This window comes from Soonwooa purpurea (assembly GCF_053891095.1).
In genome coordinates, this window is record NZ_JBSSMA010000001.1 from 106,204 (window position 1) to 132,539 (window position 26,336).

The 26,336-nt window shown below is 35.3% G+C and carries 25 protein-coding genes; 12 read left to right on the forward strand and 13 right to left on the reverse strand.

The features are described 5' to 3' along the window. The first annotated feature begins 4 nt into the window (after positions 1–4). The 3 genes from fahA (at position 5) to ACVFVN_RS00450 (ending at position 3,066) form a co-directional block, all read left to right on the forward strand. Entirely contained in the window at positions 5–1,258 is a 1,254-nt protein-coding gene (gene fahA, locus ACVFVN_RS00440) for a fumarylacetoacetase (protein ID WP_165132534.1), read from the forward strand. A gap of 63 nt (positions 1,259–1,321) precedes the next feature. Beyond that, positions 1,322–2,146 (forward strand): flavin reductase family protein, encoded by an 825-nt coding sequence (locus ACVFVN_RS00445; protein ID WP_456233710.1) that lies wholly within the window; start codon positions 1,322–1,324, stop codon positions 2,144–2,146. Next, positions 2,146–3,066, forward strand: coding sequence for a M28 family peptidase (locus ACVFVN_RS00450; protein WP_456233711.1), 921 nt, complete (start codon positions 2,146–2,148; stop codon positions 3,064–3,066). The genes ACVFVN_RS00445 and ACVFVN_RS00450 overlap by 1 nt, the downstream gene beginning before the upstream one ends. Positions 3,067–3,119: 53 nt before the next feature. Here ACVFVN_RS00450 and ACVFVN_RS00455 read toward each other — a convergent pair whose 3' ends face one another. Both ACVFVN_RS00455 and ACVFVN_RS00460 read right to left on the reverse strand, forming a co-directional pair. Continuing rightward, the gene (locus ACVFVN_RS00455; protein ID WP_456233712.1) at positions 3,120–3,593 is read right to left on the reverse strand and encodes a Dps family protein; all 474 of its coding nucleotides are present in this window, start codon (positions 3,591–3,593) and stop codon (positions 3,120–3,122) included. Between the two features lie 138 nt (positions 3,594–3,731). Further along, entirely contained in the window at positions 3,732–4,577 is an 846-nt protein-coding gene (locus ACVFVN_RS00460) for an alpha/beta hydrolase family protein (protein ID WP_456233713.1), read from the reverse strand. 118 nt (positions 4,578–4,695) lie between these two features. Between ACVFVN_RS00460 and ACVFVN_RS00465 the strand changes: the two genes are divergently transcribed. Both ACVFVN_RS00465 and ACVFVN_RS00470 read left to right on the forward strand, forming a co-directional pair. Further along, a complete protein-coding gene (locus ACVFVN_RS00465; protein ID WP_456233714.1) occupies positions 4,696–5,373 on the forward strand; it encodes a DUF4197 family protein in 678 nt (225 codons plus the stop codon). Between the two features lie 162 nt (positions 5,374–5,535). Beyond that, positions 5,536–5,841: a DUF493 family protein gene (locus ACVFVN_RS00470; RefSeq protein WP_456233715.1), complete on the forward strand. Its 306-nt coding sequence runs from the start codon at positions 5,536–5,538 to the stop codon at positions 5,839–5,841. Positions 5,842–5,938: 97 nt separating this feature from the next. Here ACVFVN_RS00470 and ACVFVN_RS00475 read toward each other — a convergent pair whose 3' ends face one another. The 3 genes from ACVFVN_RS00475 to ACVFVN_RS00485 all read right to left on the reverse strand — a co-directional run bounded on the left by ACVFVN_RS00475 (position 5,939) and on the right by ACVFVN_RS00485 (position 9,055). Then, positions 5,939–6,835 (reverse strand): hypothetical protein, encoded by an 897-nt coding sequence (locus ACVFVN_RS00475; RefSeq protein WP_165132554.1) that lies wholly within the window; start codon positions 6,833–6,835, stop codon positions 5,939–5,941. Positions 6,836–7,217: 382 nt separating this feature from the next. Beyond that, positions 7,218–7,874 carry a helix-turn-helix transcriptional regulator gene (locus ACVFVN_RS00480; protein ID WP_456233716.1) on the reverse strand — a complete coding sequence of 219 codons (657 nt, stop codon included), beginning with the start codon at positions 7,872–7,874 and terminating at the stop codon, positions 7,218–7,220. A gap of 203 nt (positions 7,875–8,077) precedes the next feature. Further along, positions 8,078–9,055, reverse strand: coding sequence for a deoxyhypusine synthase family protein (locus ACVFVN_RS00485; protein ID WP_374329535.1), 978 nt, complete (start codon positions 9,053–9,055; stop codon positions 8,078–8,080). Between the two features lie 195 nt (positions 9,056–9,250). On the opposite strand from ACVFVN_RS00485, the gene ACVFVN_RS00490 reads away from it, so the two are divergent. From ACVFVN_RS00490 to ACVFVN_RS00505, 4 genes are all read left to right on the forward strand, one after another. After that, positions 9,251–9,865, forward strand: coding sequence for a DUF5715 family protein (locus ACVFVN_RS00490; protein ID WP_456233717.1), 615 nt, complete (start codon positions 9,251–9,253; stop codon positions 9,863–9,865). Positions 9,866–9,953: 88 nt separating this feature from the next. Beyond that, complete coding sequence (locus ACVFVN_RS00495; RefSeq protein WP_456233718.1) at positions 9,954–11,891, forward strand: ABC-F family ATP-binding cassette domain-containing protein; 1,938 nt, start codon at positions 9,954–9,956, stop codon at positions 11,889–11,891. 83 nt (positions 11,892–11,974) lie between these two features. Then, positions 11,975–12,976: a phosphatase PAP2 family protein gene (locus ACVFVN_RS00500; protein ID WP_456233719.1), complete on the forward strand. Its 1,002-nt coding sequence runs from the start codon at positions 11,975–11,977 to the stop codon at positions 12,974–12,976. Between the two features lie 54 nt (positions 12,977–13,030). Continuing rightward, positions 13,031–15,169 carry a DPP IV N-terminal domain-containing protein gene (locus ACVFVN_RS00505; RefSeq protein ID WP_456233720.1) on the forward strand — a complete coding sequence of 713 codons (2,139 nt, stop codon included), beginning with the start codon at positions 13,031–13,033 and terminating at the stop codon, positions 15,167–15,169. Positions 15,170–15,381: 212 nt separating this feature from the next. On the opposite strand, the gene ACVFVN_RS00510 is transcribed toward ACVFVN_RS00505, so the two are convergent. From ACVFVN_RS00510 to ACVFVN_RS00545, 8 genes are all read right to left on the reverse strand, one after another. Beyond that, positions 15,382–17,412: a M3 family metallopeptidase gene (locus ACVFVN_RS00510; RefSeq protein ID WP_456233932.1), complete on the reverse strand. Its 2,031-nt coding sequence runs from the start codon at positions 17,410–17,412 to the stop codon at positions 15,382–15,384. Between the two features lie 202 nt (positions 17,413–17,614). Beyond that, the gene (locus tag ACVFVN_RS00515; RefSeq protein WP_456233721.1) at positions 17,615–19,471 is read right to left on the reverse strand and encodes a monovalent cation:proton antiporter-2 (CPA2) family protein; all 1,857 of its coding nucleotides are present in this window, start codon (positions 19,469–19,471) and stop codon (positions 17,615–17,617) included. Further along, complete coding sequence (locus ACVFVN_RS00520; RefSeq protein ID WP_165132611.1) at positions 19,471–19,992, reverse strand: NAD(P)H-dependent oxidoreductase; 522 nt, start codon at positions 19,990–19,992, stop codon at positions 19,471–19,473. Before ACVFVN_RS00520 ends, ACVFVN_RS00515 begins: the two co-directional genes overlap by 1 nt. Positions 19,993–20,112: 120 nt before the next feature. Continuing rightward, the gene (locus ACVFVN_RS00525) at positions 20,113–20,916 is read right to left on the reverse strand and encodes a TPM domain-containing protein (protein ID WP_456233933.1); all 804 of its coding nucleotides are present in this window, start codon (positions 20,914–20,916) and stop codon (positions 20,113–20,115) included. After that, on the reverse strand, positions 20,897–21,328 hold the full coding sequence (locus ACVFVN_RS00530; protein ID WP_456233722.1) for a TPM domain-containing protein: 432 nt from the start codon (positions 21,326–21,328) through the stop codon (positions 20,897–20,899). The genes ACVFVN_RS00525 and ACVFVN_RS00530 overlap by 20 nt, the downstream gene beginning before the upstream one ends. Next, complete coding sequence (locus ACVFVN_RS00535; protein WP_456233723.1) at positions 21,328–21,924, reverse strand: LemA family protein; 597 nt, start codon at positions 21,922–21,924, stop codon at positions 21,328–21,330. The genes ACVFVN_RS00530 and ACVFVN_RS00535 overlap by 1 nt, the downstream gene beginning before the upstream one ends. Positions 21,925–22,055: 131 nt before the next feature. Then, a complete protein-coding gene (mazG, locus tag ACVFVN_RS00540; protein ID WP_456233724.1) occupies positions 22,056–22,826 on the reverse strand; it encodes a nucleoside triphosphate pyrophosphohydrolase in 771 nt (256 codons plus the stop codon). A 2-nt stretch (positions 22,827–22,828) separates the two neighbouring features. After that, positions 22,829–23,479 carry a protein-L-isoaspartate(D-aspartate) O-methyltransferase gene (locus ACVFVN_RS00545; protein WP_165132623.1) on the reverse strand — a complete coding sequence of 217 codons (651 nt, stop codon included), beginning with the start codon at positions 23,477–23,479 and terminating at the stop codon, positions 22,829–22,831. Positions 23,480–23,605: 126 nt separating this feature from the next. Between ACVFVN_RS00545 and ACVFVN_RS00550 the strand changes: the two genes are divergently transcribed. From ACVFVN_RS00550 to ACVFVN_RS00560, 3 genes are all read left to right on the forward strand, one after another. Further along, positions 23,606–24,634 carry a Gfo/Idh/MocA family oxidoreductase gene (locus tag ACVFVN_RS00550; protein WP_456233725.1) on the forward strand — a complete coding sequence of 343 codons (1,029 nt, stop codon included), beginning with the start codon at positions 23,606–23,608 and terminating at the stop codon, positions 24,632–24,634. A 74-nt stretch (positions 24,635–24,708) separates the two neighbouring features. Next, complete coding sequence (locus tag ACVFVN_RS00555; RefSeq protein ID WP_165132629.1) at positions 24,709–25,671, forward strand: Gfo/Idh/MocA family protein; 963 nt, start codon at positions 24,709–24,711, stop codon at positions 25,669–25,671. A 225-nt stretch (positions 25,672–25,896) separates the two neighbouring features. After that, positions 25,897–26,331 carry a hypothetical protein gene (locus ACVFVN_RS00560; protein WP_456233726.1) on the forward strand — a complete coding sequence of 145 codons (435 nt, stop codon included), beginning with the start codon at positions 25,897–25,899 and terminating at the stop codon, positions 26,329–26,331. The last annotated feature ends 5 nt before the right edge of the window (positions 26,332–26,336 follow it).

Here is a 26,336-nt window from a genome sequence, read left to right on the forward strand (position 1 = left end):
AATTATGAAATCTTTTATAGAATACAATCCTGATAGTGACTTCTCGATACACAATATACCTTTCGGCGTAGCGGTATTTAATAGAGAATATATTGCATGTGCCACAAGAATTGGCGATATCGTCATCGATCTTGCAAGCTTATACGACTTTGGTTATTTTGAAAATATAAAAGGTCTGGAAGACAATATTTTTGAAGCCTATACGCTTAACGAATTTATTGAATTAGGAAAACCAATTACAAATACGGTACGATTAAAAATCCAGGAACTTTTCCTTGAAGATTCAGCATTATCAAACGACGAAAAAACCAAAGAAGCCTGTTTCTTCAATCTTGATGAAATACAAATGATGATGCCTGTCCACATCCCTAACTATACCGATTTTTACAGTAGTATAGAACATGCAACCAACGTGGGAAAACTTTTCCGAGATCCAGAAAACGCGCTACTTCCCAATTGGAAACATCTTCCGGTAGGTTATCACGGTAGAGCTTCTTCAATCGTTGTTTCTGGCATCGATATCCAACGTCCTGTTGGACAAATAAAACCGCCAACTGCGGAAAAACCTTTCTTTAGTCCAAGTTTACAATTAGACTTTGAACTCGAAATGGCTTTTGTAGTCAATAAAAATACAGAACTTGGTGAGCACATTCCAGTTTCAGAAACGGAAGACGCTATTTTCGGAATGATGATCTTCAATGATTGGTCTGCAAGAGATATCCAGTCTTGGGAATATGTACCACTTGGACCATTTTTAGGAAAGAATTTCGGATCCTCAATTTCGCCATGGATTGTTACTTTAGAAGCTTTAGAACCATTCAGAACCACATCGCCAAAACAAGAACCAGAAGTTTTAGATTATTTAAAATTTGAAGGGGATAAAAATTACGACATTAATCTTGAAGTTTATCTCAAACCAGAAAATGGTGAAGACAATTTAATTAGCGAAAGCAATTACAAATTCATGTATTGGAATATGTCACAACAATTGGCGCATCATACCGTGAATGGTTGCAATGTTGAAGTTGGCGATGTCTATGCCAGCGGAACCATTTCTGGCAAAGACCAAAAATCTTTCGGATCGATGCTAGAGCTAACATGGAGAGGACAAAATCCATTAAAACTTAGCAACGGCGAGGAACGAAAATTTATTGAAGATAATGACACCATCACTATGAAAGCTTGGTCAGAAAAAGATGGTATCCGTGTAGGTTTTGGGGAAGTTACAGGAAAAATATTACCTGCAAGATCAATATAAACCTTGAAAGCATTTTAAACTTTAATAACAAATTTTTGAATCCTTCTCTGATTCAGAATTAATATGAAAATAATTGATCCTAAAGAACTCTCGAGTCCCCAATTACAATTGGTCATGCAGTCGGCAATTGCGCCACGTCCAATTGCTTTGGCTAGTACAATAAACGCTAAAGGCGAAATCAATCTTTCGCCCTTTAGCTTTTTCAATATGTTCAGCACCAAACCACCGATTCTCATATTTTCACCAAGCCGTCGCGTTCGTGACAATACGACCAAACATACACTTCATAACCTGTTAGAAGTTCCGGAAGTAGTCATCGGAAATGTCAATTATAACATGGTACAACAAGTCTCTTTGGCGAGTACAGAATACGAAGATGGCGTTAACGAATTTGTAAAATCTGGCTTAACAATGAAGCCCGCCGAATTGGTAAAACCACCATTAATAGCTGAATCTCCCGTTAATTTTGAATGCAAAGTTTTAGAAATAAAAGCTTTGGGCGATGTTGGCGGATCAGGAAATTTAATCATTTGCGAAGTTGTAAAAATCCATATCCAAGAAGAATTTTTGGGTGAAGATGGTAATTTGGATCAAAACAAATTGGATCTTGTGGCAAGACTTGGCGCTAACTATTATTCAAGAAGCAATGCTGGAAGTCTTTTCGAAGTTCCAAAACCTTTGGTTACAAAAGGTATTGGCTACGACCAACTTCCTGATGTTATCAAAAACAGCAGCATCTTTACAGGAAATAATCTCGGAATGTTAGCGAATGTTGAAAGCTTGCCTGGAACTGATTTTTCTAGTGAAGAAAATATCCATATCAAAGCTCAAAAAGAACTTCATCAAAACAATATTGCCAAAGCTTGGGAAATTTTAAAATTAGATTAATGAAAAAAATAACTGCACTATTATTGGCTTGTTCCGCAAGTTTGATATTCGCTCAATCCATTTCTGAAAATCGAATTAAAGAAATTGTCACCACTTTATCCTCGGATGACATGAAAGGTCGAAAAGTCGGAACGCCTGAAAACGAAAAAGCGGCTGAATATATTGCTGAGCAATTCAAAAAGAACAAATTGGATTACTGTTATGGACAATCGTATTTGGTTCCTTTTCATTACAAAGACGAAATGTATTTTAACGTTTGCGCTATCAAGAAAGGAAAAACAGATAAGCTTATCGCATTCGGGGCGCACTTTGACCACATCGGAGAAAAAAAATCTGGCGATGACAACATCTATAATGGCGCCGATGATAATGCTAGCGGAACCTCTGCGGTAATCGCACTTTCGGATTATTACAAAGACCGAAACGATGAGTATTCTTATATGTTTTTAGGCTTCAATGCTGAAGAAATTGGATTGGTAGGTTCTCGCAATCTAGCAGATAATGGTGAATTCAAAAAATATCTCCCGAATATTAAAGCGCTTTTTAACTTCGAAATGATTGGTACCAAGTCAGAATTTGGTGCTAACAAAATGTTTATGACGGGCGATAACGTTTCAGATTTGGACGAGTTAATCAATGCTAACGCGGTTGATGATTTTAAAATCGTTGCCGATCCTTATCTTAGTCAAGGCTTGTTCTACCGTTCGGACAATGCTTCTTTTGTAAAGAAAAATGTCGTGGCACACTCGTTTTCTACAGTCGATATGAACAATCAAAATCATTATCACAAAGTGAATGACGATATTTCTGTCATTGATTTTAAAAACCTAACACAACTGGTGAATAGTTTTGCAAAAACGCTTGACAATACTTTGAAAAAAGATTTTAAGCCTACGTATAACGATCAACTTAAAAAATAAAAAAAAGCAGTCTCAATTATCTTGAGACTGCTTTTTCTTTTATTTGCATTCAATTATTTTACAAGATGTGCGCGAAGCATCCAAGCCATTTTTTCGTGTTTTTCTAAAAGTCCAACCAAGAAATCTTCGGTTCCGAAATCTTTGGAATCTTCCATTTTCGCAACAGCATCACGAATGTATTTGATGATGGATTCTTGATCTTCTAACAAAGCTTTTATAAAATTTTGACTATCGTTTTTCGCAATTTTTTTCTCTGTTAATCGACTGAGTTGCAAAAATTCTTTCAAAGTTGCTGGCGCCGATTGTCCCAATTGACGAATGCGTTCTGCAACCTCATCAATTACTTCCGCCAACTCATCATATTGACTTTCAAAAAAAACATGCATACTGTGAAAATCTGTGCCTTCGACATTCCAATGTGCATTTCTGGTTTTGGTGTACAAAATATGTTCGTCTGCCAAAATTACGGACAAGATCTCTGTATTATCTTTAATTTGTTTTGCTTCGATTCCGATTGAACTTTTCATATTTTTATTTTTTTAATTATTTAAATTTTATTTGACAAAACTAATGCAAAAAGTCAACCAATAAAGCTTTTTTAAATTTATAAAAGAGTTTATCGCGTTTTATAAAATCTATCATACATTAATTTTTAATTCGTAAAATCAATTTAAAATATTTCTTAAAAACTCGATAATTTCTTCTGTTGCTAAAGCCAAATCTTCTGGCATTTGAGATTTTGTCCAAGGCTCAGAACTTCCAAAACCATGATCTGCATCTTCAATAATAATTAATTCCGATTGTTTGGACCACTCTTGCAGTTGTTCTGCTTCTTTTACTTTCACCGTATCATCCGCCGCGCCATGGATAATCAAATATGGAATTTCTAAACTCCTGACAGCTCTTTCGATATTAAAATGTTTTTCGTGTTGTTTAAAATCTTCAAAAAATTGGTAATAATGTGGCATCTGTTGTTTGGTCCTTTGATTTTCGATATACACAACGCCTGCTTTTTTGATATCTTCAATGACTTCAGCAGACGGAAAACGCGAGCCATAATCCGAAATACCTGCCAAACCGACTAAGGCTTTTACGCGAGAATCCTCACTCGCTTGGATGGCAATATTTCCATTGCCTCGGCTATGTGCCATTAAAGCTAAGCGCTCTGGATCAACTTCTTTTTGTTGTAGAAAATAATCGATAACCACTTTAAGATCAGACATTTCTTTAGAATAATTATTGTGTCCGAAAGCTTCCAAATCAGCAAAATTCGTTGTATCTTCTAAAGTGGTTCCGTTGTAAGAAAAATTAAATTTAACGACATAAAATCCAGCTTCTGCAATTTTTTGAACCATCAATTCCCAAGCGCCCCAATCTTTGTAACCTTTGTAGCCATGTACAAAAATTAGCAATGGCAAATTGCTTTCTCCTTTTGGGAAATAAGCATCTGCCAAAAAGGCTTTAGTTTCGGGATTTTTAAGGATAATATTCTTATTTATTTCTAATGACATGTTTTTATTTTTAAAGTTAAACAAAATCTCCTCAATGCTACAATATTTGGCACGTTGGCTTTTAAAATTTTCGATGGCTTAATTTTTGAGATCTCTTTATCCAGAATTTAAAAATATCATGAGACATAAATTTATCATCACAGCAACACTTGGCACCATTGCGATTGCAGGCGTTAGCCAATCTTGCGTGGCTTTGGCAACCTCAAGTATTGGACTTTCTATCATCAAGAGAATATTGGTTGGCGGAATTTCTAGCGGATTATCAACTTTTAAAGATAAAAATGCATTTTTGTCTAATAATCTTATCGACCAAGCTATGCCTTCGCAGTTGAGAAGTATCAACGCTACATTGAGTGGTCTTGGACTTTCCAGCTTGGTACAAAAAGAAAAAGAATATATTGCTGAAGCTGCGGCATTCACCTCAAATCTTGCAGAACCGATTTTGATAAATGGTGTTAATAGTCTTACCACGAACGATGCCGAAAGAATTGCGCAAGGCGGCTCTGGCATTGCAACTCAGATTTTGAGAGAGAAAACAGAATCCCAACTTATCGCTGCACTAGCGCCGAAAGTGGATGAAAAACTTAACGAATACGGCATTATTAAAACTATAAATACCGCTTTGAAAGGCAATAATCTACTAGGAAATCTTTTCGGTGGAAATTCTAGTAGCAATAATAACGCAAGCATGATAAGTAATTTAGCAACACAACAAATGGTAAATGGGCTTTTCGCGTTAATTTCTAATTATGAAAAACAAAATGCAGATGTCTTGAACAATGCTTTTAAAAAGTAAAGATTCCAAAGTTTTGACTTATTAAAGAAATAAAAACTTTATGAATATTAAACAGTTAGTTTTTTTTTAAAATAATGAGTTTGATATTCTAAAAATTAAATATCACTATCTTTGTATTTCCTATATTTTGGAAACTTTTTATTGATTTAAAAACTTAAATTTATGGCAGAAATTATCAATAGCAATTATAAAAGTCCTGATGAATTTTATAAATCGCTTCATGAGAAATTGACAGATCATCATAATTTTCCTGAAGAATATTTGTACAAATTTATCATTCCCAGTGATTCTGGAAAGATTACAGAAATTCTGAAAGTCTTTGACGGTCTCAAATTCACTTTTAGTAACCGCGAAAGCAAAAACGGAAACTATACAGCTTGTACGATACAATGTTTTGTACTAGACGCAGACCAAGTTATCAACATTTATAAAAAAGTTGCCGAAATAGAAGGCGTAGTAATGCTTTAAAAAATAAGCCTCTAGAAATTTCTAGAGGTTTACTTTTTTTAAACCTAAACTTAGTATTTTATCTTTTTATTAATATTTATAAAAGCTTTTGTTTGGTTTAATTTGAGATTTTATGAACTGATAACGAAGCCTCTCTATCTGTGAGCAAATTAAGATTTACTAAACCGCCTAATCGCACCGCGAAAGTAAGTTCATCATCTTTATTTAGTTTATAAATTGTATTGATTTCACTAGAGGAAATTATAAGATTAAGAACACCTAAGTTAAGTCCTCCGAGGAGTCCACCTATTAATTGCGTCAAACTAATATTAGCTCCAGAGAAATTTCTCCTATCAATCTCAGTACCATTTTTAAAAATTTTTATGCCAGCAAAACCTCCATTAAAAAGATCTAAAGCTGACAACTGTATTCCCGATCCGTAACGAAAATAATAACCTATGGAATACATGCCAGCTTCTTGGATTTTTAAAATGCCTGTTGCAATCATTGGAGATGTACTACCATTATGAAAAGTATTATTAGAGCCCGTAGCCGTAGAAAAATCAATATATTGATCATCTGCCAGTAGAGCAATATTCAATATACCGTTACCGCCACCTATTCGCGCTTTGTAAACTGTACTATTAACTGATCCAGAGCTGGAATTGTCAGTAGTTTGCATTCTTTTCCATACACTTCCATCAAAATAATAATATCCTACACTTGTCATATTAATTCGCTGATCATTGGCATTGCCTCCCGTAACGTCAGTAATATAGACCGAAGTACCTTGATGAGAAGCACCATAAGAAATACTTAGGTTGGTTAATTCTGCCCGCGTTAGTCTAGGTGTTTGCAAACCAACATATTGGTTGGTATCGACAATATTTCCACTTGCATCTCTTTTAGCACTTACATCTAAAGTTGCATTTGGTGAAGTTGTATTAATACCTACCTGTGCATTAACTATCATACCAAAAGATACAATAGCAAGTATATTGAATAAATATTTCATTTTTAAACCTATTAAATTATAAAATGTCATTAACACAATTGTATTGGTCTTTAGTAATTAATTAATAGACTTTTAATTAAGACTTAAACAATAAGAGAAAAAAATATAATTAAATAATAGGTGGCGCTCTCAACACCGATAAGAGGAATCTCTCAAGTAAAAGAATGAAAACTCGATGGAATGAAAAAATTCTGCTGTTAAGTTTCTTGCCTATCATGTTTATGTTTTATGTATCAAATATAAATCTCCCCCAATCAAAAACACTAATATTTCAATATGACATAGGTATGACAACCTATAATAAGAGTATGACATAAATAATACAAAAAAAACAGCATGGTACTTTAGGGGTATGACATCAATATCATATCAGAAATAAAATTTACATTTCTGAAAAGAATTCGTAAATATTAACATCATCTGGAATAGAAAATTTTTTCCTAATTCTGTTTTTTCTTCGTTGGACGGAAGTATGTTGAATCACTAAACATTGTGCAATTTCTTTTGAACTAAAATTCAACTTAATCATGGAACAAAAAACCAGTTCAGACTGTTCCAACTTAGGATTAATAGTTTTTAAATTACATATAAAATTAGGATACAAATCAGCAAAATGTGTCAAAAATGAAGCGTCATTCTTTTTTGCTAATTGTATTATATCTTGCAATGCCATCTTCGTATTTCGGTTTTGTAAATCATGATCCAATTGTTGAAGCTTGCTTTTTAACTCTTTATTTTTTTTATACTGAAAAGCTATTATCAGTATTAAAACAACAACAATAATAACATATAATTGAACATTTACAAGAATATCATGTTTAATAATTTTAGAAAAAGAATTTGTTATAAATATTCTTTTGTTAATAGAGTCTAATAAAAACAAATCTGAGTGTTGGGATAATAAATAATCGAGAGATACAAAATCCGATTGGAAAATCTTATTCATGCTTCCGCCATATAAATATTTTAAATGTTCAGGAAAAAGACTATTCGCGATGTCTTTTGTGCATCGAAAGATGATAGAAATAAAAGCGTTCATGTTATTTAGGTAGTTTTCATTATAAATATAATATTTTTTATAACAACACACACATAATAAAACAAAAACACTAACAACACACTTATAAGCCATTATTATTACAAATAATGTTTATTATTATTCAAAAAAAACAATAAAGATTTGACACAAAAAAAGCCTCCAGAATATTCTGAAGGCTTTTCAATTATCTAAAAATTCTTGAATTAAGAATTTTCTAAAATATAAGTAAACATCAATGGTGCACAGATAGTTGCATCTGATTCCACAATGTATTTAGGTGTATCGATATCCAGTTTTCCCCAAGTGATTTTTTCGTTCGGAACCGCTCCTGAATACGAACCGTAAGACGTTGTAGAATCGGAAATCTGACAGAAATACGACCAGAAAGGAACGTCTTCCCACTCTAAATCCTGATACATCATCGGAACTACACAAATGGGGAAATCTCCAGCGATACCGCCACCAATTTGGAAGAAACCAACGCCTTTTCCACCTGAATTGGCCCTGTACCATTCCGTTAAATAAATCATGTATTCGATACCTGATTTTACGGTGTGAACATTTAAGTTTCCTTTGATAACGTTAGAGGTGAAAATGTTTCCTGTTGTAGAATCTTCCCAACCTGGACAAACGATAGGCAAGTTTTTTTCAGCCGCCGCTACAATCCAAGAATCTTTAGGATCGATTTCGTAATACTGCTCTAGAACTCCAGAGTTTACTACTTGATACAAAAATTCGTGTGGGAAATATCTTTCTCCTTTTTCTTCAGCAGCATGCCAAACATCTTCCAAATGTTTTTGCAATCTTCTGAAAGCTTCTTCTTCCGGAATACAAGTATCGGTTACTCTATTATAATGCTGATCTAGCAATTCTCTTTCCTGCTCAGGCGTTAAATCTCTATAATTAGGAACTCTTTTATAATGTGAATGCGCCACCAAGTTCATTACATCTTCTTCAAGGTTTGCCCCTGTACAAGAGATAATATCTACTTTTCCCTGACGAATCATGTCGGCTAAAATTTTACCCATTTCTGCTGTAGACATTGCACCAGCAAGAGTAATCATCATTTTCCCGCCATCTTTTAGGTGGGCAACATAACCTTTAGACGCATCTACCAAAGCAGCCGCGTTAAAGTGTAAATAGTACTTTTCAAGAAATTCTGAAATTGGTCTATTGCTCATTTTGAAATTTATTTTTGCAAAGATAATAATATTGCAATGTAAAGCCGAAGTCTTCCTAGGAGAAAAGCGCTTTTTGTCATTTGTTAAATTTTAGATTAAAAAAGTAAATAAAAATATCTTCCTTATCGTTTAACCTAAATATGTGTAACTAATTTTTTAAAGAAAGCCTTATCTTTGCCTAATCAATTCAATAAAATGAAACGATATATTTTCGCTTGTTTATTTTTTTTAACCCATTTTTATTTTAGTCAAAACAACAAAACTTTAGAATGTTACGATCTTAAAAAAATTCTAAAAGTTGAGGCAACACCTCTGTATCAGCCACATTTGGACGCCTCGAAGAAATTTAAAATTAAACTTCTAAAGGACACCAAAGATGTTAACAAATATAATGACAAAGGAAAACTTCCAAAAGTAAAACTAAGCGCAAAAGGTTACAAAGTTCAAAAACTGGATTACAGCAGACCTTATCTTGTGACCAAAGCAAAAACCACTTTAGAAAAAATCGGAGCGCGATTTAGCAAAGAAAATAATGGTGCGAAAATTACCATCACCTCTATCACAAGAACTTTGGAGGACCAATGCAAACTTAGAAAAGTCAATTCCAATGCTTCTCTTGGGATAAGCTCTCACAACTACGGAAATTCATTTGATATTTCTTATGTTCGCTTCAATGGAAAGCTCGCCCACAATCAAAAACTAGACGCCGCTCTTCTCAAGGTTTTAAAATATTATGAAAGCCTGGGAAGAATATATTTCATCAAAGAAAAACAGCAAAGCTGTTACCATGTGACCGTACGAAACTATTAAAGCATCAAAAATTATTGGTTATTAATAGCAAAAAGCAAATTTTCTCTCTCGCTTAAAATCCTTACTTTTGCACCGAAAATTTTAAAACATGATTTCAGTACAAGGTTTAGGACTTCATCATTCGGGAAGTTATCTTTTTAGAGATGTCAATTTTACGATCAAAAAAGATGACAAAGTCGGATTGGTTGGGAAAAATGGCGCTGGGAAATCTACGCTTCTCAAAATGCTTTCTGGAGAAATTAATTTCTACGAAGGCAACGTTGTACCCGATGGTAACATTACAATTGGCTTCCTAAAACAAGACCTTGATTTTGTAAAAGGCAGAACCGTTTGGGACGAAACCATGCAGGCTTTTGAACAAATCAACGCGTGGAAAGCAGAACTGGATAACGTTAACCACCAACTGGCAACCAGAACTGATTACGAAAGCGATGACTATTCCAATATCATTCAAAAAATGACGGAACTCAATGATCTGTTGATGAATCATGATGCTTATAATTTGGAAGGCGATGTGGAGAAAGTATTGTTTGGTTTAGGTTTTAAAGCTGACGATTTTCAAAAAATCACCGACGAATTTTCTGGTGGCTGGCGCATGAGAATAGAACTCGCAAAACTTCTTTTACAAAAAAATGATTTGATGCTTCTCGATGAGCCTACCAACCACTTGGACATGGAATCTATCGTATGGCTCGAAAATTTCCTTAAAGATTACAATGGCGCCATTGTATTGGTAAGTCACGACAAACAGTTTATGACTGCTGTCTGCAACAGAACTTTTGACATCAACAACAAAAAAGTTGACGACTACAAAGCCAACTATACCAAATATCTTGTGATGCGTGCAGAACGTCGCGAAAAGCTAACACAAGCTAAGAAAAATCAAGATGCCGAAATCAAGCAGATGGAAGATAACATCAACAAGTTCCGTGCTAGTGCGACAAAAGCTTCTTTCGCGCAATCTTTGATTAAAAAATTAGAAAAAATAGAACGCATCGAAATTGATAACGATGACGTATCGAAATTCAATATCCGATTTGTACAATCTGTTGTTCCGGGAAAGGTGGTTTTCGAAGCCGATAAACTAGGAAAATCTTATGGCAACAAAAAGGTTTTTGATGATGTCGATTTCTTTATACAACGTGGCGATCGTATCGCTTTGTTGGGACAGAATGGTCAAGGCAAAACCACTTTAGCAAAAATCTTGGCAGACGATATTAAAGATTATTCGGGATCGTGGACACTCGGTCACAATGTTAACATTGGCTATTTTGCTCAGAATCAAGAAGAAGTTTTAACACCTGACAAAACGGTTTTACAAGAAGCAGAAGATGCCGCAACTGAAGAAACCAGACCTAGAGTTCGTGATTTGCTAGGATCTTTTTTGTTCCAAGGTGAAGATGTTAACAAGAAAACCAAAGTCCTTTCTGGTGGAGAACGTAACCGTCTGGCACTTTGCAAATTGTTGCTACGTCCGTTCAATACGTTGATTATGGATGAGCCTACGAACCACTTGGACATTCAGTCAAAGGAAATTATCAAATTGGCTTTACAGAAATTCGAAGGGACTTTGATTGTTATTTCTCACGACCGTGAATTTTTACAAGGACTTTGTGATAAAATTTTTGAATTCCGTGATGGAAAAATGAAAGAATTCTTAGGAAACATTGATGAATACCTAGAATTCCGTCAAAAAGAAAGCATTCGCGAAGTTTCTATTGAAAAGGCAAAACTTCATGGTGAAGTCCAAAAAGCTGTTGAAGAAAAAAAAGCCGAGGAAAAGCCAATCGCCACAGAAAATTCTACCAACAATGCTTTTGTGAGTAAAGAACAAAAAGCGATTTTAAATAAAATTAAAAAAGTTGAAGAACGCATTTCTGAACTTGAGGAAACGATTGCAACATTTGAAACTCAGTTTACTAAAGAAAACCCTAGTGACGACACTTTAGAAAAATATAACAAAACAAAAGAAGATCTTGACGTAGCCCTACAAGAATGGGAATATCTGTCCGAGCAGACTTCATAATATTTAATAATCCTTCATAACTGAAGGATTTTTTTTTAGCTTCTTTAAAATTATGCTAAATTCGCGGCAACATAAAAACTACCATGAATATCCCCTCAAAATCATTAATTGCAGCAAGCTTTCTGTCCTGTATAAATTTGTTCTGTCAAGAAAAAGACAGTATTGTTCTCGATAATATAATTGCAGAATTACCCAAAACACAATCTTACAAAATCTCAGAAACCGAAACCTTTACTTATCAAAAACCAAGAATCTGGGACTTGGTTAACAAAATCCCGACTAACGTTGTAGGAACTGCCAAAGATGTCGTTTCAAAAGAAGTTTACCCTTATTCATTAGGTGCGTTAGGTTTAACACTCGCTATGTTACCTGCAGATCCTTGGGTTATTAAAAATAGTCGCAGTTTTGGCAATGATTTGGGATTATCAGAAGATCATTATTACAAAGATTTAGGTCCTTTAAAAATTATTCCAGGAAATGCTAACTCCGCATTTTATTTTTTAGGAAACGGAATGACCGTGGTACTTTTATCTGGCGGAATGCTAACTTATGGACTTATTGACAACGACTATCGTGCGATGAGCACATCATTACAATTGCTAGAAAGTATCGCTATTTCGGGATTATTTTCTCAACCTATAAAAAGATTAACAGGACGCGAAAGTCCTTTTGTTACCATTAATGAAGGTCGTCAACACAGCGCTTGGAAATTTGCGCCCAGTTTTAAAACCTATCAAAATGACACTTCCCGATATGACGCTATGCCCTCTGGACACCTAATGACCGCCATGTCTGCGTTAACCGTATTAACAGAAAACTATCCCGAAAAAAAATGGATAAAACCTATAGGATACTCACTTTTAGGACTTTTAGCTTTTGAGATGATGCAAAGCGAAGTCCACTGGGCATCCGACTATCCTATCGCAATTTTGTTGGGTTACATTATTGGTAAAAATATTGCAAAATCCAGAATTACAAAATCTTCTGATAAAAATATCGCTAACAAACCTAAAAAATACAAACTTCAGTTAACCGCAGCACAAGTTTACGAATACAAAACATTAGGATTAAGTATTAAATTTTAAACGCTAAAAATTCAAAGATAAATCCGTATTTTTGGATATTTAATACCTTTTCAAATGAAATTTTTAAAATACTCTTTGCTTGCTTTATCAATTAGCAGCTTGGCTTTTGCACAGGAACAAAAATTTACCATGGCGGAAGCGGTTAATGGCATGCGAAGCACTTTAGCTCCTAAAAGCATTTCTCAATTTTCTTGGTCAGAAGATGGACAATCCTACATCCAATCTGTGAAAAATGCTTATTTAGCCACAGATTTGAAAACGAAAAAACAAGACACTTTAATTTCGTTGTTTCAACTGAATCAACATCTTGGTACAAAAAAATTAAAAGCACTTCCTAGAATTAATTTTATTGGAAATGACAGCGCTTATTTTGTGGCAAATAATGAAATAACTTGGTTGAAAAAAACTGGAAAAAACTGGACGATTGCCGAAAAAACTACGATGCCAGAAAACAAAGAAAATTTTCAACTTTTAGCAGACAACAAAAACTTCGTTTATACCAAAGACAATAACTTGTTTTTAAACAAAAACGGAAAAGAAATCGCCATTACCAACGACCAAAACAAAGATATTGTGAATGGCCAAGCGGTCCACAGAAACGAATTTGGAATAAAAGGCGGAATCTTTCCTGCACCTAATTCGGAATTGGTGGCTTTCTACAAAATGGACCAAAGCATGGTGAAAGATTATCCCATTATCGATTGGTCTGTAACACCCGCTGTCAACAAGAATATCAAATATCCAATGGCTGGGCAAAAGTCACACGAAGTAACTTTGGGTATTTTCAACATCAAAAACAATTCGACAACATTTTTAAAAATTGATGGTGATAAAGAACAATATTTAACAGCTGTGTCGTGGAGTCCAGATTCCAAATATATTTTCGTAGCCGTTCTTAATCGCGGTCAAAACGACATGAAGTTGAATCAGTATGATGCTTCAACTGGTAATTTCATAAAAACTTTATTCGAAGAAAAAGGTGATAAATATGTAGAACCGCAAAATCCAATGCTTTTTTTACCAGGTTCTAATAAGGATTTTATTTGGCAAAGTCAAAGAACGGGTTATAACCATTTATACCTTTACAATATAGATAAAGGATTGGTTTCACAATTGACAAATGGCGATTGGTTGGTAACCGAAACTCTTGGTTTTAATGAAAAACAAAAAGACATCTATTTTGTTTCTACTAAAGAAACGGCTTTGGAAAGACATCTTTATCGGGTGAATTGGCAAAACCAAAAAATCGAAAAATTGTCAAAAGATAAAGGTATGCACCAAGCAATCCTTTCAAAAGACGGATCCAAGCTATATGATATTTACGCCAATGCTACAACGCCAAGAGTTGCCAACATCATCCATACCAATAACTTGAAGTCTGAGAATATTTTAACATCAGAAAATCCATTAAAAAATTACAAACGTCCCGAAATCAAAAACGTGACATTAAAAGCTGATGATGGCACAGATCTTTATGGAAAAATCATCTTACCAACCGATTTTGATCCCAACAAAAAATATCCGACAATTGTCTATCTGTACAACGGCCCACACTTGCAGTTGGTGACCAATTCTTTCCCAGCTTCTGGCAACCTTTGGTACGAATATATGGCACAAAACGGCTATATCATCTTCACAATGGATGGTCGCGGATCGTCTAACCGTGGACTAAAATTTGAGCAAGCTGTGTTTAGAAATTTAGGAGAAACAGAAATGAACGACCAACTAAAAGGTGTGGATTATCTAAAATCGCTTCCTTATGTGGATGCACAAAATATGGGAATTCACGGCTGGAGTTTCGGCGGTTTTATGACAACCTCATTTATGTTGAAACATCCAGATGTCTTCAAAGCTGGCGTTGCTGGTGGCCCCGTTATCGACTGGAACATGTACGAAATAATGTACACAGAACGTTATATGGACACGCCACAAGAGAATCCGGAAGGTTACGCCAAAGCCAATCTTTTGGACAAAGTTCAGAATCTTAAAGGCAAATTATTAATGATACATGGTGCACAAGACGACGTGGTGGTTTGGCAACATTCTATCAAGTTTTTAAAAGCAGCTGTGGACAATGGCGTACAACTGGATTATTTTGTTTATCCTGGCCACGAGCACAATGTTATCGGCAAAGACCGCGTTCATCTGATGCAAAAAGTCACCGATTATTTTGACCAACATTTGAAAAAATAAATTCTAGAAATCCGCTCCATTTATAGGGCGGATTTTTATTTGGGCGGCATTTCGGGCTGTGCAGGGGTACCGTCTTCAGACACCCCAAGCTTAATCTTAGCAATGTCTTCAGACCGCTCGCTCACGCTCGCGCCCTTACCATCCCGGCCGCAGATTCAACAAAAAAAGCAAGATCTCTCTTGCTTTTTGTTTATTTCTAAAAATTTAAATTCTTATTTAATAAAACCTCTGTTTCTTAACAATGGTTTGATGTCGGGATTTCTACCAGTAAAATCTTTGAAAGCTTTATTAAGATCCACCGAATTACCAACGGATAAAATATACTTACGGAATCTATCGCCGTTTTCCCTAGTCAATCCGCCATTATCACGAATCCATTCCCAAGCATCAGCATCTAAAGTCTCCGACCAAATATAAGCGTAATAACCCGCCGAATAGCCGCCACCCCAAATGTGTGCAAAATAAGGCGTATGATATCGTGGCGGAACAGTTCCCAAAGTGAAGCCATGTTGCAACAAAGACGCTTTTTCAAAATCCAATACTGGTTTAAAATCCGCATCTTTCGTTACCGTATGCCAATCCATATCCAATATCGCTGCAGACACCAATTCGGTGGTCATATAACCTTGGTTAAAAGTCGCTGCCCTTTTTATCTTATCCACCAAAGCTTGCGGTATTGGCTGCTTGGTTTCATAATGAATTGCATAATTTTTCAAAACTACAGGATCCAATGCCCAATGCTCATTAATCTGAGATGGGAATTCTACAAAATCTCTTGGAACATTGGTTCCCGATAAAGAAGTGTATTTTTGATCTGCAAATATCCCATGAATAGAATGTCCAAACTCATGGAACATTGTCGTAACATCATCATAACTAATAAGTGATGCTTTTCCTGGAGCAGGTTTTTGATAGTTATAACAGTTTACAATGACAGGTCTGGTACCCATCATGTGCGATTGCTCTACAAAATTACTCATCCATGCACCACCACTTTTAGAATCTCTAGTATAGAAATCCAAATAATAAATAGCTAGAGATTTACCATCATGGTCAAAGACTTCGTAAGTCACAACATCTGGATGATAAACTGGCAAATCGGTTCTTTTCTTAAAAGTGATGCCATAGAATTTTTCAGCTGCATAAAAAACACCTTTTTCCAAAACTGTTGTAAGTTCAAAATAAGGTTTTATTTCATTTTCATCAAGATCGAATTTTGCTTTTCGCACTTGTTCTGCATAAAAATTCCAGTCCCAAGGCTCAAGTTTGAAACCGCCCTTTTGTTGATCTATCAAATTCTGAATATCTTTGGCTTCGCGTTTTGCAGTTTCCACAGCAGGTTTTGCCAACTGATCCATCAATTGTTTAGCAGCATCTGGTGTTTTTGCCATTTGGTCTTGTAGCTTCCATTCAGCAAAATTGTGCTTACCAAGGATTTGTGCTTTTTTAAGTCTTAGTTTCGCTAATTTTTCGATGGTGGCTCGTGTATCGTTAGCATCACCTTTTTCTGCTCTTTGCCAAGATGCTTTAAACAGTTTTTCTCTAGTTGCACGATTTTTAAGATTCTGAAGCATTGGTTGCTGCGTGGTATTCTGAAGCGCCAAAAGATATTTACCGTCTTGCCCAGCGGCTTTTGCATCGGCAGCGGCAGCGGCAATGTCGTCGGCAGAAAGGCCATCCAACTCTTTAACATCAGAAATTAAAACACCACCTTGTTTTCTTGCTTCCAACAACTTGTTAGAATACTGTGTTGATAAAGATGCCAAATCTTGGTTAACTTGTTTTAATTCTTCTTTCTTTTCAGCTGAAAGATTAGCGCCAGCGATTTCAAAATTTTGTTTATAATATTGAAGAAGCTTTTTACTTTCTGAATCTAGACCATCTTCTTTTATAGATTTTACTTTATTATAAAGAAACTCGTTAAGAAATATTTTGTCCGAATGTGCTGCAAAAATGGGTGCATATTCTTCTTCCAAAGCTTGTAAAGTTGGATTGGTATTGGCACTTGTCAAATTGTAAAACACAATCTGCGCACGTTTTAAGACTTCGCCACTTTTCTCAATAGCGAGAATTGTATTTTCAAAAGTTGGTACAGATCGAACGTTAGCAATCATATTGATTTCTTGTTCTTGTTGTTTCAATCCATAATCAAAAGCAGGTTTGAAATCCGAATCTTTAATTTTATCAAATTCTGGCGCTTCATATTGAAGCTTACTTTTGGTCATGAAAGGATTATTTTTCATCGCATCGTCGCCCGAATTACTTTGGCTAGTTGTAGCCGTCTCTGTTGTTGTATTTTGTTTCATTGTACTACAAGAAATATTGAAAGCCAAAATAGCCATCAACACGCTAGTTGTTACTTTTTTCATTTTAATTTTCTTATTGAATATCTAAAGGTAGAAAAAATATTATGAATAGAATGCGGCTGAGAATGGAAATTCGGTTTTAACTTTTTTCTTCTTCCATTTTGTCATCATCATCGTCTTCGCTCCAAAAATTTTCATCAAACGTAATGCTATCGTAAGCCAACAATTCTGCTTCGCGTTCGTAAGAATCCCGAAGTCCAAAAGTGACTAAATCGCTAACTTGCTGTTTGGCTAATTTTTTTGTCGAAGCTTTGTCAATTAGCATAAATCGTTTCCCCATGCGTCTTGCGGTGTAGCTTCGCATGCCTGTTGCCCGCAAAACATCGACCGCCAAATCTACAGCTGTCCCTAAAGTTTCGCGGTAGATATTTTCCACGCCATTGTTGATAAAATCGTAGGCGTCTAGTCTGTTTTTGGCTCTTACAAAGATTTTAACTTTCGGAAAGTTTTCATGAACATATTCGACGATCAATTTATTTTTTTCTGGATCGTCCAAACAAATAATAAGAATCGATGCATCTTCAATACCCGCAGCACGAAGCAAAGAATGTTTGGTTGCATCACCAAAATAGACATTAAAACCGTTGGATCTCAATAAAGCTATTCGCTCCGGATCGCTATCCAAAACTGTTGACCTCACGCCATTAGCTCTTAAAAGTCGGCCTACGGTACTTCCAAAAAAACCAAAGCCTACAATAATAATTTTCCGTTGGGTAATCGGTTCTAATGGTAAAGCCCCAGGTTTTTCTTCATTAAATTTATCATCCAAAAAACCTTCTTTAAACATTAGCAAGAATGGTGTCACACACATTGTAATGGCAACAACTGCTAACATCTCAGCATTTGTTTGCTTATCGATAAGGTATAAACTGGTTGAGAAATTCACCAACACAAAAGCAAATTCACCAACTTGCGATAATGCAAAAGCAATGAAAAAGCTTTGGTTATTATTCATTTTATAATATTTGGCTATTCCAAAGAGAATCAAAGCTTTAACAGCCAAAACCGCAAAAGCAGTTGTAAAAATAAAAACAGGATCGTTTTTAATAATTGTAAAATTAATTGTCGAGCCCACACTTACAAAGAAAACTGCTAACAAAAGTCCTTTAAAAGGATCTATTTGGCTTTCCAATTCATGGCGAAACTCGCTGTTGGCAAGCATAACGCCAGCAATAAAAGCGCCTAAAGCTGGACTAAGACCTACGGAAATCATTAATTCTGAAACACCAATAACCAAGAACAACGAAGAAGCTGTTAGAAGTTCGTTCATACCAGATTTTGAAACGAATCTTAGAAACGGTACAAATACATATTTTCCTAATAAGACCAAAGCTGCCATCCCAACCAATAGTGAAAAAGGCTGCAGCCAATCTGGCAAATATTGTAACAAAATCTTTTCGTGCGAATTATCCGTATCCAATGGTGAAATAATCGGCAATAATGCCAAAATCGGAATTACTGCAATATCTTGAAAAAGCAATATCGAAAAGGACGCCTCGCCACTTGCTGTTCGAAAAAGATTTTTTTCTTTCAAAGTTTGCAAAACAATAGCTGTCGATGATAATGCAAAACACATGGCGATGACAAAAGCCTTATTGGTGCGCCATCCTGCAAAATAAAAAACTGCGAATAATGCTATAATTGTAATAAGCAATTGGCTAAGTCCTAATCCTAAAATCCTTTTCCGAATGGCCCAAAGCTTCTTGGGATCCAACTCTAAACCGACTAAAAACAACATCATAATCACTCCAAATTCTGTCGCATGCATGACATTGCCAGCTTCATTTCCTGTGAGTTTTAAAACAAAAGGACCTATGATAATCCCGCCAACAATGTAGCCTATAACGGAACTAAGTCCCAGACGCTTGACGATAGGAACCATCACGATGGCAGCGCCTAAAAAGATGAGTGCGGTCATTGCAATTGAACTTTCCATTAATCAGTAAGCATTTTTTTTAATAATTCGGTGAAAGGTTTTATTTCAAAAATTTTAATATCGTCGGCTTGGTAGATGAAAAGTTCATCTTTTAGAATCATATTATTGGTTTCGATACATAATTTCAAGCCCAAAGTAAGATTGGACAATTGGGTACGATAAAGACCTTTATCGGTATAGCTTTCTTCTTTTCCACCAACGCTCACCACGATAATCGCTTCCATATTTGAAAGTGGGTTGTGATCCTGATGGTTTATCCATTTCATATCCAAAACCTCATCAATCCAAAGTTTTAACAAAGGCGGCATCCCAAACCAAAGCAAGGGAAAATGAAAAACAATTCTTTCGTAATTAACAATTCTTTTTCTCTCTCGAAATGGCTGAATATGAAAGTCGGGATAATCTTCGTATAGATCTCTGAACTCAATATCCGGATTGTCCTTATAGGCTTTAATAAGTTCCACATTGGTTGTAGAATGTTCAAAATAAGGATGTGCAAAAAGCACCAATGTTTTTTTCAAAATTCTGATTTGTGTAAAATTACTTAATTATCAAAAAGAAAGCAATCTATTAATCTCATTTATATAATAAAAAAAGCAATCCTGTTAAGAATTGCTTTTGTATATTTTGATAAAATAAGGTTACCAACCGCCGCTGGCACCGCCACCGCCAAAGCTACCGCCGCCGCCAAAACCACCAAAGCCGCCACCAGAAGATCCACCGCCAAAGCCTCCACCGCCGAAACTACCTGGGAATGGGAAGAATCCGCCGCGGTATCTGCGACTTCCACCTCTTGACAAGATAACATCGTCATCATCGTCATAGTTGCCGCCATTACCACCTCCATTACCGTTAATTATAGAAATGAAAATAATAATCAAGACGATAATAAAAATAATACTTCCAATGTTGATACTATTTTCTGGTTTTTTCTTTTTGGTTGCTGGTTTAAACTTTCCTTGCACAGCTTCCATTATTGCGGAAGTTCCACTATCTATACCTTTGTACCACTCTCCTTTTCGGAAGGCTGGCGTTACCAAATAATCTAGAATTTGTCCTGCTACAGACGCAGTCAAATATTGCTCGACTGCGCGACCTTGCTGAATAGCAAACTTTCGATCTTCCGTTGCAATCATAAAAACAACGCCATTGTCAACACCTTTTTGACCAATTTCCCATTTTTGACCATACATTGTTGCCAAGAAGTTGATGTCTTGTCCGCCCGTTGTCGGAAGGATAATAACTTCTATTTCTGTAGATGTAGAATCTGCAAATTTGATTAATTTTTGATTCAGCAAATCTTGTTCTTTCTGCGTCAAAAGATTTGCCTGGTCATAAACTGGATAAAGGACTTTGGGCTTTTCTGGAATATCTTGTGCCATTAAACCTCCGAAGAAGCTCAACAACAAAATCAAGAAAAGACTGCTACGAGAAGCTAATCTCATTGGATAATTCATTCGTATTATTTTCGCTGGTTGGAAAATATTTTTTAAGTTCTTGACCAGTTTTAAGAATTGCATCGTGAATGCCTTTATGATATTTTGAACTCGCAAATGCTGTGGTAATCTCATCGTGCAGTTGATCCCAAAAGTCTTGATGAACTTTTTTGTGAATACCTTCGTCACCGATTATTGTGAGATATTTTTGTTCAAAATTAATATGAAACAACACGGCATTTCGCTCTTTGGTTTGATCCATATTAAGTGACTTGAAAACTTGCCAAGCCACTTTCGCATTATTGTCAATTGTGGTAGAATCAATATGCACACGAATCTCGCCCGAAGTCATAGACTCGGCTTGTTGTATAGCATCTACCAAGGATGCAACTTCTTTATTTGTCAAAAAAGATGTGTACATTATTTAAAAACTTCTGGTGCTTTTTCTGCGCCTGCGTCAGCTTTGAAGTAAGGTTTTTCTTTAAAGTTTGTAAAATTAGCTACAATATTATTCGGGAACTTTTGGATAGCAATATTGTAATCTTTAGCTGCATCGTTGTAGTACACCGTTTCTGTACGAATGCTGTTTTCTATCGCTACGTATTCTCTTTGGAAGTTGGTGTATTGTTGATCTGCTTTCAAGTCAGGATATTTTTCCACAACCATCATTAATCTTCCTAATGCGCTAGACAATTGACCTTGTGCCGCTTGGAATTTTGCCATATCCGCTTCGGTCATATTGGTAGGATCAATATTAACAGACGTTGCTTTAGCTCTTGCTTCAACAACTTGCGTTAAAGTTTCTTGCTCAAATTTAGCATAAGATTTCACAGTTCTTTCAAGGTTCGGGATAAGGTTCGCTCTTTTTTGATAAACCGTTTCAACGTTTGACCATTTTGATTCTACGCCATTTTTCTGAGTTACAAAATTATTACGAACACCAATACCCCACATCAATGCAATACCTGCAATAACAACTAGGGCAATTACTAGGACTAGACAGCCTTTTCCTTTCATAGTTTATGTATTTTAAATTGTTATAAAACCAAAGATAGAAATTTCTCTGTATTAAATAAGGAAATAGTTTACATTTTAAACTAAACTGCAAAATATCTCCCAAAAACTTTTGGTGTAAATTTAAGTTTAAATTAGATCTCAAAAGTTTTTGCTTCTTCCCAAAGTTGATCCATTTCTGTAAGATTGAGATCGGCAAGCACCAGATTTTTTTCTCTTGCCAAATCTTCCATTTTTTGAAATCTGGAGATGAATTTATGATTTGTTTTTTCCAAAGCTGTATCTGGATTAAGCCCGGAAATTCTTGCATAGTTAATCAACGAAAAGAACACATCGCCCAATTCTTTTTCCTTTTTATCCAGCTTAGTTTCTGCATGAAATTCTCCAAGTTCTTCCTCAACTTTGAGCCATGCATCATCTGCAGAATCGAACTCAAAACCGATGCCTTTCACTTTATCCTGAATGCGATAGGCTTTGATAAGCGACGGCATAGACTTAGGAACGCCCGACAAAATAGACTTGTTACCTTCTTTAAGTTTTAGTTTTTCCCAATTTTGCTTAACCGTTTCTTCATCTTCTGCAATGGTATCGCCATAGATATGAGGATGACGGAAAATCAATTTATCATTCAGAGCATTAATAACGTCCGCGATGTCAAAACTATTTTTCTCCGAACCAATTTTAGAATAAAAAACCAAATGTAACAATACATCACCAAGTTCTTTTTTAATCTCTTGTAAATCTTCGGTCAAAAGCGCGTCGGACAACTCGTAGGTTTCTTCTAATGTCAAATGGCGCAAAGTCTCAAAAGTTTGCTTTTTATCCCAAGGACATTTCTCACGAAGATCATCCATAATATCGAGCAATCGCCCGAAAGCTTCCATTTTTTCCTGCTTTGTATTCATGATTAATGATTTTTGTCCTGTAACATGGGGACGAATTTATAAATTCCGAATTCTTCTTTTTCAAATTCTTTTTCAGAAACTTTGGTAAATCGGCATAACATCTGTTCTTCGGTTTTCCCTAACGGAATTACCATTTTACCACCTATTTTGAGTTGTTTCAAAAGTTCGGTTGGCAACTGCTCGGCTCCGCAAGTCACAATAATTTTGTCAAAAGGCGCAAAACTTGGCAAACCTTCGAAACCATCTCCAAAACTTTGATATTTCGGACGCATCAACATATCCCGAAAAATTTTAGCCGAAAAGTCGTATAGATTTTTTTGACGTTCTATCGTATATACTTGCGCGTCCATTGCCATCAAAACAGCGGTTTGGTAGCCACAGCCAGTTCCGATTTCCAAAACTTTTTCTCCTGGGATTAATTCTAACAACTCGGATTGTTCGGCAACGGTGGAAGGATGAGAAATGGTCTGTCCTGCGGCAATAGGAAAAGCGCGATCTTCGTATGCAAAATCTTCAAAAATACTTTCTATAAAGAGATGTCGAGGCACCTCGTTCATAGCTTTTAAAACCAAAGGATCTTGAATGCCCAAACCACGCTGAAGGTATTCTACCAACTGGCGACGTTTTCCGCGATGTACAAAAGAATCTCTCATCTAGGCAAAAATAAAAGAATGAAATCGCATTTCAAAATTTTATCAGTTGTGTTTGAATTTTAATTCTCACTTCTTAACTCTTGACTCTTGGTTCTTAATTCTTAACTTTGATTAAACTTTAAAAATATGCAATTGGTAAAAACAGCACTGTTAGCTTATGGTGGTTCTGGGAAATTATTTCATGCACCTTTTCTTAATGTTCATGAAGGCTATGAGTTGATTGGCGCTTGGGAACGAAGTAAAAAAAACATTCAAAAAGATTATCCACAAACTAAAAGTTTTGATTCTTTAGAAGACGTTTTACAAAGCGATGCCGAATTAATCATTGTCAATACGCCGATATACACGCATTACGAATACACCAAAAAAGCTTTAGAAGCTGGCAAACATGTATTGGTAGAAAAAGCATTTGTAGCAACGTCCTCAGAAGCTGAAGAACTAGACAACATCGCAATAGAAAAAAATCTGAAACTATGCGTTTATCAAAACCGCCGTTGGGACAGTGATTTTTTAACGACTCAAAATATTTTAAAATCAGGCGAGCTCGGCGAAATTCTAGAAGCCGAAATACGATTCGAACGTTACAACCCCAACCTCAGCCCAAAAGCTTGGAAAGAAAAGAACCAACCAGGTTCGGGAATTTTGATGGATCTTGGCGCCCATATTATCGATCAGGCTTTGGTACTTTTTGGTTGGCCAGAAGCTGTTTTTGCGGACATCAGAACTTTGCGTCCCAATAGCGAAGTCAACGATTTTTTTGACATTCTCCTATTCTACCCTAACAATCGTGTGCGATTGAAGGCTACTTTTTTCGCTAAAGAACAACTCCCTAGCTATGTATTGCAAGGTCGAAATGGCAGTTTCATCAAAATGCGTGGCGATGTCCAAGAAGATGATTTAAAACTGGGAAAAACGCCTAATCGAGACACTTGGGGAACTGAAGATAAAACACTAGAAGCTATCCTAAACATTGGAGAACATCGCAAAAAAATTGAAACATTACAAGGTAATTACCTTGGACTTTTTGACGATTTGTACCGCAGTATTGTGATGGACGAAGAAGTTCCGGTATCTGCAAGCGAGGCTGTTAAAAGCTTAAAAATTATGGAAGCTGCAGAAAAAAGTGTGTTGACAAGTAGCAAAATTAAGCTGTGATTTCATTCATAAAATTGACATTTCAAAACGCTTAAAAATCATTATCTTTACGATTCTAAAAAATAAATTTATTTATGTTAAAAGCAGGTCTTGTCGGTGCAGGACATTTAGGAAAAATTCATTTAAAACTTCTTAATCAATCCGAAAAATACCATCTTGTTGGTTTCTATGACAGCGATACCGAAAATGGTAAAAAACTAGAAGCTGAATTCGGTTACAAATATTTTGATAATCTGGATGAATTATTATCTCAGATAGATGTTTTGGATATTGTGACCCCAACATTGTATCATTTCGATTATGCTAAAAAAGCCATTGAAAAAGGCAAGCATTTTTTCATCGAAAAGCCAATTACCCAAACGCTAGAACAAGCTGAAGAAATTATCAGGCTTTGCAAAGAAAAAGGCATCAAAGCGCAAGTAGGACATGTCGAGCGTTACAATCCAGCTTTTATTGCGACCAAAGATTACATCAAAAACCCAATGTTTATCGAGATCCATCGTCTTGCGGAGTTCAACCCTCGTGGGACGGATGTTTCTGTGGTTTTGGATTTGATGATTCATGATTTGGATATTTTATTAAGTTTGGTAAAATCACCCGTTAAAGACATCCACGCCAGCGGTGTTTGTGTGGTTTCGAAAACGCCAGACATTACCAATGCCCGAATCGAATTTGAAAACGGCTGTGTTGCCAATTTAACAACGTCGAGAATTTCTATGAAAGCCATGAGAAAATCTCGATTTTTCCAGCAAGACGCCTATATTTCTGTCGATTTTTTAGAAAAGAAAGCCGAAGTTATCCGTATGAAAGATGCGCCCGAAGAGCCATCACCTTTCGATATGATTATTGAAAATGCGGAAGGCGAAAAAAATCAAATTCTTTTCGAATATCCAAATATCCAACCCAACAATGCTATTTTGGACGAGTTGGAAAGTCTTGCCTATGCCATAGAAAATGACAAACCTATCGAGGTTTCTTTAGAAGATGGTACAGAAGCTTTGAAAGTAGCTCTCAAAATCATGAAGTTGATAAGTTAATTTATTATGAAAAATAAACATATTTCTGCAAAAAATAATGTAGATTTTATTAGTTTATCTTTTATGTATTGAAATGCTTTATCTAATAATATCAAAAATGAACTAATTGTATATAGATATATCTAAATAAATGTCATTATAACATTAATTCTTTTGCTAAAAAACATTAAACTTAATTAAAAAAATCATTTACAAATACACATCAAATAAGGATTAATTAGAAAGATGAGAAAAGTTATCGGATTTATAAGTATAGGACTAGGACTTTTTATGATTTTAAATATATATTCCAATATTCAAGCATTGTATTTTTCTGACATTTCTCTTCAAAAAAATTTTCCAAAAATAAATCTTTCTAAACAAATCTATTTTTACTTTGAATTATTTTTAATAGGAATCTTAGGTGTTTTTTCGGGAATTAATTTTATTAAAAACAAAAAAACAGGTTGGATTTTAAGTTGTACTTTTTGGATTGTTTTCACTTGTCAAGAAATATACACTATAATCATTAATTTAAAAAAATTTAATTTGCTATATTCTCTACCAGCATTATTTTGTGTTAGCATGTTAGCTTTTATAATTTCTAAGGATTTTAAAAATGACTGGCAAAAAGCATTAATTTATGCTATAATTTTACTTTTAATAAAAACCATATATTAATAAAC